The 8,349-nt window shown below is 69.1% G+C and carries 7 protein-coding genes and 1 pseudogene; 4 read left to right on the top strand and 4 right to left on the bottom strand.

Translation table 11 applies throughout. From position 1 onward, the window contains the following. The 3 genes and pseudogenes from G3N92_RS27800 to G3N92_RS27790 all read left to right on the top strand — a co-directional run. Positions 1–395, top strand: a pseudogene (locus G3N92_RS27800) (hopanoid biosynthesis associated radical SAM protein HpnJ); the annotation flags it as partial. Positions 396–474: 79 nt separating this feature from the next. Next, positions 475–1,722, top strand: coding sequence for a bacteriohopanetetrol glucosamine biosynthesis glycosyltransferase HpnI (gene hpnI, locus G3N92_RS27795; protein WP_206130792.1), 1,248 nt, complete (start codon positions 475–477; stop codon positions 1,720–1,722). A gap of 37 nt (positions 1,723–1,759) precedes the next feature. Next, positions 1,760–2,734: a flippase-like domain-containing protein gene (locus tag G3N92_RS27790; protein ID WP_206130791.1), complete on the top strand. Its 975-nt coding sequence runs from the start codon at positions 1,760–1,762 to the stop codon at positions 2,732–2,734. Positions 2,735–2,747: 13 nt separating this feature from the next. Here G3N92_RS27790 and G3N92_RS27785 read toward each other — a convergent pair whose 3' ends face one another. After that, the gene (locus G3N92_RS27785; RefSeq protein WP_206130790.1) at positions 2,748–3,086 is read right to left on the bottom strand and encodes a hypothetical protein; all 339 of its coding nucleotides are present in this window, start codon (positions 3,084–3,086) and stop codon (positions 2,748–2,750) included. 79 nt (positions 3,087–3,165) lie between these two features. Here G3N92_RS27785 and G3N92_RS27780 point away from each other — a divergent pair, with 79 nt between their 5' ends. Further along, on the top strand, positions 3,166–3,669 hold the full coding sequence (locus G3N92_RS27780) for a GNAT family N-acetyltransferase (RefSeq protein WP_206130789.1): 504 nt from the start codon (positions 3,166–3,168) through the stop codon (positions 3,667–3,669). Between the two features lie 216 nt (positions 3,670–3,885). Here G3N92_RS27780 and G3N92_RS27775 read toward each other — a convergent pair whose 3' ends face one another. The 3 genes from G3N92_RS27775 to G3N92_RS27765 all read right to left on the bottom strand — a co-directional run. Continuing rightward, positions 3,886–6,315, bottom strand: coding sequence for a membrane-bound PQQ-dependent dehydrogenase, glucose/quinate/shikimate family (locus G3N92_RS27775; RefSeq protein ID WP_206130788.1), 2,430 nt, complete (start codon positions 6,313–6,315; stop codon positions 3,886–3,888). A 322-nt stretch (positions 6,316–6,637) separates the two neighbouring features. Next, positions 6,638–7,333: a DUF1266 domain-containing protein gene (locus G3N92_RS27770; RefSeq protein WP_206130787.1), complete on the bottom strand. Its 696-nt coding sequence runs from the start codon at positions 7,331–7,333 to the stop codon at positions 6,638–6,640. A gap of 9 nt (positions 7,334–7,342) precedes the next feature. After that, positions 7,343–8,349, bottom strand: a 1,007-nt coding sequence (locus tag G3N92_RS27765; RefSeq protein WP_206130786.1) for a hypothetical protein, incomplete at its 5' end; no start/stop codon positions are given.

Raw genomic sequence — 8,349 nt, 5'->3', positions numbered from 1 at the left:
TCATTCTCGGCCTGCCCGGCGAAACCAAGGACACGATCAAGAAGACGATCGAATACGCCAAGGAAATCAATCCGCACACGATCCAGGTGTCGCTGGCCGCGCCGTATCCGGGCACCCGGCTCTACGAGCAGGCCGTGGAGAACGGCTGGATGGAAGAGAACAAGACCATCAACCTGGTCAGCAAGGAAGGCGTGCAACTGGCCGCGATTGGCTATCCGCATCTGTCCAAGGAAGACATCTATCACGAGCTCGAACACTTCTACCGGGCGTTCTATTTCCGGCCGTCGAAGATTTGGGAGATCGTCCTAGAAATGTCAACAAGCTGGACTATGCTGAAGCGCCGCCTGCGCGAGGGCGTCGAGTTTTTCCGGTTTTTGCGCGCGCACGAGGCTTGAGCGGGTACGCGCCGGCGTCGGGCGCCGGCGCGCCGAACCGTTTTTCCTCTTAGTCCAACCCGCAACGTGCCTTGACGCCATGACTGTTCGTGCGATCGTGCTTCGACCGCTGTCGTTTCTCGCCGTGGGCGCGGCCATCGCGCTGGCCGCGATCCTCGCCTCGCACCGCCCCTATGCACTGGAGGCCGGCCATCTGGCGGGCGGCGCCGCCGCCATATGCGCCGTGCTCGGCATTATCTACACGCTGATCGCCGCGCGCCTGATCGGCCGCTTCTTCGCCCGCCCGCTGGCGGAAGCCGTCAACTATCCGCCCGTCACGCTGATGAAGCCGCTGCACGGCGACGAGTGGCAGCTTACCGAACATCTGGCCAGCTTCTTCGATCAGGACTACCCCGGCCCCGTGCAATACGTGTTCGGCGTGCACGACGCCGACGACATCGCGCTGAAGGCCGTGGCCGCGGTGCGCGCGCGCTATCCGGACGCCCATGTCACCACGGTGGCCGACGCGCGGCTGCACGGCCCGAACCGCAAGGTCTCCAACCTCATCAACATGCTCGAACAGGCCGAGCACGACCTGCTCTGCTTCGCCGACAGCGACGTGCGTGTCGAGCGCGACTATCTGCGCACCATCGTCGGCGCCCTACAGGCGCCCGATGTCGGCCTCGTGACAAGCGCGTATCGCGGCATGGCCGCGCCGGGCTTCTGGCCGCGCGCCTCGGCCGCTTCCACCAACTACCTGTTCTTTCCCGGCGTGGTGACGGGCCTGGCCGCCCGGCTCGCGCGGCCCTGCTTCGGCCAGACCATCGCGCTGCGGCGCTCGACGCTGTCGACCATCGGCGGCCTGCACCGCTTCGCGCATCATCTGGCCGAGGATCACGCGATCGGCGAGGCCGTGCGCGAGATCGGCCTGACGGTGGCCGTGCCGCCCCGGCTCGTCGATCACGCCTGCATCGAAGCGACGGCGCGCGTCTATCTCGCCCACGAATCGCGCTGGAGCCAGACGATCCGCGCGGCCGACCCGCTCGGCCATCTCGGCTCGGCGCTGATGCACCCGCTGCCGTTCGCGCTGATCGCCGTGCTCGCCTCGGGCGGCGATTCGAGCGCCTGGGCGCTGGCCGGCGCGGCGCTGCTGTCGCGGCTGCTGCTCAAGCTGCGCATGGATCGCGCGCTGCGCCAATCGTTCGCCGACTGGTTCTGCCTGCCGCTGTTCGATCTGCTGCAATTCGCCGTGTTCGTGACGAGCTTCGGCATGTCGGACGTGGTGTGGCGCGGCCGGCGCTTCCGCGTCGACCCGGGCGGCCGGCTCTCGCCGCGCCTCGACAAGTGAGCGCGCCGCCATTGCAGAACGTTCCGGAGTCCGCAACATGAAGTGGCTTGGCGTGGCCACCGCCGCGCTCGGCCTCGCGCTCGCCGTCTGGCTGGTGGGCCGCGAGCATCCCGAAGCGATCCTCGCGCTGCTGCGCGACGCGGGCGCGGGGCTGCTGCTGGCCGCCGTCGTGCATATCCTGCCGATGATGGCCAACGCGGCCGATTGGCGGCTGCTGTTCCGGCGCGGCCGGCGGCCCCGTTTCGCGGCCATGCTCGAACTCGTCTGGCTGCGCGAATCGGTCAACGGTCTGTTGCCGGTGGCGCGGATCGGCGGCGAGATCGTCTCGTTCCGGTTCCTGCGGCGGCTCGGCGTGCAGCCGCCGGCCGCCATCGCCAGCCTCGTGGCCGACATGCAGCTGACGCTGATCAGCCAGCTCGTGTTCGCGCTGTGCGCCTGCGCCTACCTGCTGATGGGTACCGGTTCGAGCGCCGGGCGCGGCATCGGCCAGCTCGCGCTCGGGCTGGCCTTCGCGCTGCCGGTGCTGGTGCTGTTCGCCGCGGTTCAGCATGCGCGGCCGTTCCGGCGCATCGCCGGCCTGCTCAACCGCGTCACGGCCGGCGGCTTCGTCGACAAGCTCGGCGCGACCGCGCGGATCGACCTGTCGGTCATGCTGATCTGGCGCGACACCGGCGTGGTGCTGCGCTACCTGCTGATCTGGCAGACGCTGCAGTTCGCGGGCTTTTCGCTCGAGATCTGGATCGCCCTGAAGGCGCTCGGCGCGTCGGCCAGCTTTGCCGACGCGATGGCGATCGAGGCGCTGATCCAGTTCCTCAGCAGCATGGCGTTTCTCGTGCCGGCCGGCATCGGCGTGCAGGAAGGCGGGTTCGTCGTGATCGGCGGGTGGTTCGGGCTGGAGCCTTCGGTGTGTCTCGCGCTGGCCGGCGCGCGCCGCCTGCGCGACCTGCTGTTCTATCTGCCGGGGCTGGCCGCGTGGCAATGGGCCGAATGGCGGGGCCGGCGCGGCGCGTGAGCCGCGCGGCGCATCACAACGCCCGGCAGTCCAGACGATAGCGATGCAGCCGCACATGCGCCAGCACCAGCAGGCGGCGCGGGCAATGCGCCGCCACCCGCACCCGCCGCTCGGCCCACGACGTCGCGCAGACATGCCCCGACGCCAGCGCGGCGCGAAACGCCCGCGCCGCGAGCCGATGCACGAGCCCCATCGTCGCGGCGATATACCCGAGCGCCGCGCAATGAAAGCCCGCCGTCGTGAATGCACGGTCGGGCAGATCGAACACGCCGATCAGCAGCAGCACGATCAGTTGCGCCGACATCGCCGCAACCGCCGCGAGCATCGCATTGGCCCGCCAGGCGTCACGCATCGTTCAGGACTCCCTCGGTCGCTCCCGCATTTCCTTTACCATGGGGTCATCGTCATTCCGCAGACAAGACCCGATTCCCATGCAGATCCGTCACGCCACCCCGGCCGACGCCGAAGCGATCAGCGCCGTCGCCCGGCAAACCTTCGCCCTCGCCTGCCCGCCCGACACGCCGCACGACGTGATCGTGGCCTACATCGATGACAACTTCACGGCGGCGCGCTTCGGCGCCGTACTGACGAACGCCCAGTACGAGGTGCGCGTGGCGGACGACGCCGGCGCCGTGGCGGGCTTCAGCGTGATCAATCGGAGTCCTGCACGCCTGGGCGTGCCGGCCGCCGACGGGATCCCCGAGTTGAGCCGCTGCTACGTGCTGGCCGCGCACCACGGCAGCGGCCTCGCGCAGCAATTGATGTCGGCCACGCTGGCCGCCGTATCCGGCCCGATCCGGCTCACGGTCAGCGAGGAAAACGCCAAGGCGATCCGCTTCTACACGCGCAACGGTTTCGCCGAGGTCGGCGAAACCACGTTCCAGTGCGGCGACGACGCGCAGCGCGATCTGGTGATGGTGCGCAGCGGCGCCTGACGCGCGGCCGGACGGTTGCGCGAGGCCGTGCAGGGCCGGCGCGCCGACGTCACGATCGGCATCGCCGAACGCGCGGGGCCGAACGCGCCCGATGCACCCGCCTCGAGAGCCGACGTCCGAGCCGGCGCGCGCGTATAAAAAAACAGGCCGGGGATCGCGCCCCGGCCTGTTCGCTTGCATGACGGCCTACCCGCGGCCGTCGCACCTTACTTCGTATTACTTCGCATCCGGCAACGCATAGGCGATCACGTCGTCGCCGCGATCGGGCGACTGGCGCGCGCCGCCGGCCGAAATCACGATGTACTGCTTGCCGCCCACCACATAGCTGATCGGCGTGCCTTGGCTGCCCACCGGCAGGCGGGCCTTCCACACTTCGCGGCCGGTCGAGCTGTCGAACGCGCGCAGGTAGTAATCCTGCGTCGCGGCGAAGAACACCAGACCGCCGCCCGTGGTCAGCGAGCCGCCGATGGTCGGCATGCCGATCGGCGTCTTCATGTGCATCTGGATGCCGGCCAGGCGCGTGTCCTGCACGGTGCCGAGCGGCACCTGCCAGGCGATCTTGCGCGTCTTCAGGTCGATCGCCGTCATCGAGCCGAACGGCGGCTTCTGGCACGGAATGCCGAGCGGCGAGAAGAAGCGATCCTTCACGACCGAGTACGGCGTGCCGCCGAGCGGCACCGCGCCCATGCCGGCGTTGACCGATTCGTTGCCGTCGGACGTGCCGCCGCGGTTCTCTTCCTTGACGAAGCGCACCCACAGGCCCAGACGCATGTCGTTCGCGTAGATCATGCCCGCGTTCGGATCGTACGAGAGGCCGCCCCAGTTCATGCCGCCCAGCGAGCCGGGGAAGCTCAGCGAGGTGTCGGTGCTCGGCGAGGTGAACAGGCCGTCGTAGCGCATGCCGTGGAAAATCACGCGGCACATCATCTGGTCGATCGGCGTCATGCCCCACATGTCCTTGCCGTTCAGCACCTCGGCGCCGATCTGCGGCATGCCGACCGACAGCGGCTGGGTGGGCGAGTAATGCTCGTACGGCACGGTGGCCGGCTTGACCGGATGCTCGACGACCTTCGTCAGCGGCTTGCCGGTCTGGCGGTCGAGCACGAACAACTGGCCCATCTTGGTGCCGACGATCAGCGCGGGCACCGTCTTGCCGTCCGCCACCGGGAAATCGATCAGCGTCGGCTGCATCGGCACGTCGTAGTCCCACAAGTCGTGATGGACCGTCTGGAAGTGCCACTTCTCGGCGCCGGTGGTGGCGTCCACGGCGAGGATCGAGGCGCCGTAGCCCTCGTCCAGGCGCGTGCGCTTGACGCCCCACAGGTCGATCGCCGCGCCGCCCACCGGCATGAAGACGGTGTTCGAGCTGGCGTCGTACGACATCGGCGCCCACACGTTCGGGGTCGAGCGCACGAACGTCTTGCCGCCGGCCGGCGCTTCGTGATCCTGAGGATTGCCCGGATCGAACGCCCACTTCATCTTGCCGGTGATCACGTCGAAGCCGCGGATCACGCCGCCCGGCATGTCGAGCGTGACGTTGTCGGCCACCCGGCCGCCCACCACCACGGTGGTGCCGGCCAGCGTCGGGGCCGAGGTCATCTGGTACAGCGGGCTCTTGGCCGAGCCGAGGCCCGTCTTGAGATCCACCTCGCCGCCCTGGCCGAAATCCGGGCACAGCTTGCCGGTGTCGGCGTCGAGCGCCACCAGCGTCGCATCGATCGTGTTCATGAAGATGCGGCGGCGGCACAGCGCCTGCTCGCCCGGCGCCGCCACCGGCGTGACGGGCGTCGAGCCCTGCACGGTGGGCTGCACGAGCGGCTTGCCGCTGTCGAAATAGGCCAGACCGCGGCAGCGCACCCACACCGTCGTCTTGGTCGGGAACGCGTGGCGCCAGTTTTCATGGCCGGTGGCCGCGTCGATCGAGATCACCGTGTTGTGCGGCGAGCACAGGAACAACGTCCTGCCCACTTGCAGCGGCGTTTCCTGATCTTCCGAACCGCCGCCGGTCGGGCTCTGCGGCACGTCGCCGGTGTGATACGTCCAGGCCACCTGCAGGTTCTTGACCGTGTCGCGGTTGATCTGGCCGAAACCCGAGAAGCGGTCGCCGCCGTCGCCGTGGCCGTAGGCCGTCCAGTCGCCCTTGCCCGCGTCGCTGTTGGCCAGCGCGGCGCTCGATTCCGCGCCGAACGTGCCGTGCGGAATGAACATGCCGTACACGAAGCCCGCGTTGCAGAGCAGCAGCACCAGCGCGAGCGCCCATGCGCCGCCCTTCGCCGCGCCCTTGCCTTCGAGGCGGCGCAGCACCGGATACAGCGGCACGATCAGCATCGCGATCATCGAGAACATGAAGATCCGGGCGTTCAGCGCCCAGAAATCGAGGCCCGCTTCCCACATGGCCCAGATGGCGGTGGCGATCAGCGCGATCACGAACAGGGACACGGCGCTGGCGCGGCGGCGCGCGAACTGCACGCCGGACGCGCACACCGCGAGGCCCATCAACAGGTAGTACCAGGAGCCGCCGCGCGCGATCAGCATCGCGCCGCCGATCACGAAGACCAGGCCGAGCAGCACGCCCACCACGCCAATGATCGGGAATCCGATACGAATGGCCGCGGACGGTGTTTCAGAGGGAGATGGATTCGACATCGCTCATTCTCGTTAGGAGACCAGAATGCACATACCGGGATGGAGATCCCGAGAGAACGGTCGAGCGGAAGGGTCGGCAGCCGGCGGGAGCGCGTCGCGCGAAGGCGCCGCCTCGGCCGGTGCGGCAGGATGCGCCGCATGGCGTTCGCACGCGGCCAGAGACACACGGCAAAAGCACGCGCCTACCCGGCGCCCGGTGTCTCGTCGTATGTTCTTAATGCGAACAAGTGTTTCATTGTCGCACGGCGGCGATTATAGTCGAGGCGCGTTCAAATTTCACCAATTAGTTAAAACAGAAACAAGAACGCGCGCCAAATAGCGGTCAAACGCTGTTTCTTCGGCCTCGGTGAACGATTTCGTCCGGATTGAAGCACGGCTCGGCCAGCCATCCGGCCTTCGCCCAAGGCCCCTCGCCCTGCGCGAGCCAGCGCTGCAGCGAAGCCTCGTCGAACGACGCGCCGAGCGAATCGGCGCGAAAGCCGGCCACCCATTGCCGCCGCCCCGCCACGAACGCGCGCCCGAATGCGTCCCAGCTCGCGAAGCAATCCTGCGCCCGCTGCGCGTTCAGCAACAGCACGCGCCAGGCCGTGGGCTCGTCGGTCCATTCCATCAGCATCGCGAGCCGCGCCAGGAACGCCATCCGCGCGCAGGCGAACGCCAACGCCGCGTGCGGATCGTCGCCGGGCTGCAACGCATGCAGATCGGCGCGAAACCACTGCGATTCGAACACGCGCGCGAGATGGGCGCGCACCTCCTCGTCGCTCGCGTCGGTGCGCAGCGCCATCTGGTGCAGCAAGGCCGCGCGCACCAGCTTGACCGTGTGATCGTTGAGGCCCATCGCCACGTCGGCGTCGAACTCGTTGAATTCGGTGGCGTCGACATAGGGCTGCGCGAATTGCAGCGCCCAGAAGCGGCGGCCCGTCAGCGGATCGGGCGCGCGACGGCGCCGCCCGCGTGTCAGATAACGCAGGAGCCGCCAGAGCAGGAACAGCAGCACGAGGGTTTTCAGGATCGGCATCGCAGGGCCTCAGTGCGTGGGACCGGCGGGCGGCGGCACATGGCCGGGCCACTCGACGCCTTCGGTCTGGAAACGGGCCGGCGCATCGGGCACGCCCGGCGCGCCCACCGCGCGCGTCGCGTAGCGCACCGACGCGGCGCGCGGCGGATGCGCCGCCAGCATGTCCGGATGGCGCGCGGCCACCAGCCATTCGACGGCCGGCGTCGGCGCGGCCAGCCTCGGAAACAGTTGCGGATAGCGCGCCACCAGCCGCGCCTGGGTGCCCGCATCGTCGATCGCCTCGATGCGCCGCCAGCCGGCAGGCGTGCGAACGATGCCCACCGCGACGCAATCGGGCGGCGTGGCGTCACTCGTGCCGAGCGCGTCGAGGCAGGCGATCACGTCGTCGAGATAGCGCTCGATCGGCGGGCGATTCTGCTTGCCCTTCACCTGCTCGACGTCGAGCCGGCCGCCGGCCGCCACCGTCACGCTGATCGTGATGTGCGGCTGGCCGCTGGAATCCCGAAAGCTGAACAGCCGCAGGCCGCGCGTCTCGATCGCCTGCGCGTAGCGCTGGCCGTAGCCGCCCGTCAGCGCCTGCCGGTCGGCGAACTGGCCGAGGCAATGGCGCATCACGTAGCTCTCGAACGCCATCTCCTCGCGCAGGCGCGGGCCGTCGGCGATGAATTCGACGAAGCGGCCGTGCGGCGTGTCGAGCCAGGCGCGCGTGGCCTCGGGGATCGCCTCGCGCCAGCCGCGCGCGATGCGCGACGACATCGCCGCGTGCTCCTTCTCCCAGAGCGCGATCGCCTGCGGGCAGTTGATCCGTTCGAGCTTGCCGTCGAGGCCGGTGCCTCGACGCGATTCGAGGAATTCGACGAGCCGGGCTTCGAGCGCGATCAGTTCGGGCGCGGCCGGATCGATCCAGACCATCGGCGCCGGCGACGTGGCGGCGTCGGGCGGCGGGCCGGCCTTAGCCGGGTTCGGCGCACCGGCCGCCAAGCCGCCGAAGCGCGCCGCGACCCAGGCCGGCAACG

Source organism: Burkholderia sp. Ac-20379, assembly GCF_017104645.1.
Taxonomy (GTDB): Bacteria; Pseudomonadota; Gammaproteobacteria; order Burkholderiales; family Burkholderiaceae; genus Burkholderia.
The sequence above is the reverse complement of the archived record's forward strand: the minus strand, read 5'-3'. Positions and strand labels throughout refer to the sequence as shown.

Excerpts from the sequence above, each read along its gene's own strand:
- G3N92_RS27770 (WP_206130787.1), bottom strand. The coding sequence starts at position 7,333 with ATGCCGATCCTGAAAACCCTCGTGCTGCTGTTCCTGCTCTGGCGGCTC.
- G3N92_RS27780 (WP_206130789.1), top strand. The coding sequence starts at position 3,166 with ATGCAGATCCGTCACGCCACCCCGGCCGACGCCGAAGCGATCAGCGCC.
- G3N92_RS27785 (WP_206130790.1), bottom strand. The coding sequence starts at position 3,086 with ATGCGTGACGCCTGGCGGGCCAATGCGATGCTCGCGGCGGTTGCGGCG.
- G3N92_RS27790 (WP_206130791.1), top strand. The coding sequence starts at position 1,760 with ATGAAGTGGCTTGGCGTGGCCACCGCCGCGCTCGGCCTCGCGCTCGCC.
- G3N92_RS27775 (WP_206130788.1), bottom strand. The coding sequence starts at position 6,315 with ATGTCGAATCCATCTCCCTCTGAAACACCGTCCGCGGCCATTCGTATC.
- hpnI (WP_206130792.1), top strand. The coding sequence starts at position 475 with ATGACTGTTCGTGCGATCGTGCTTCGACCGCTGTCGTTTCTCGCCGTG.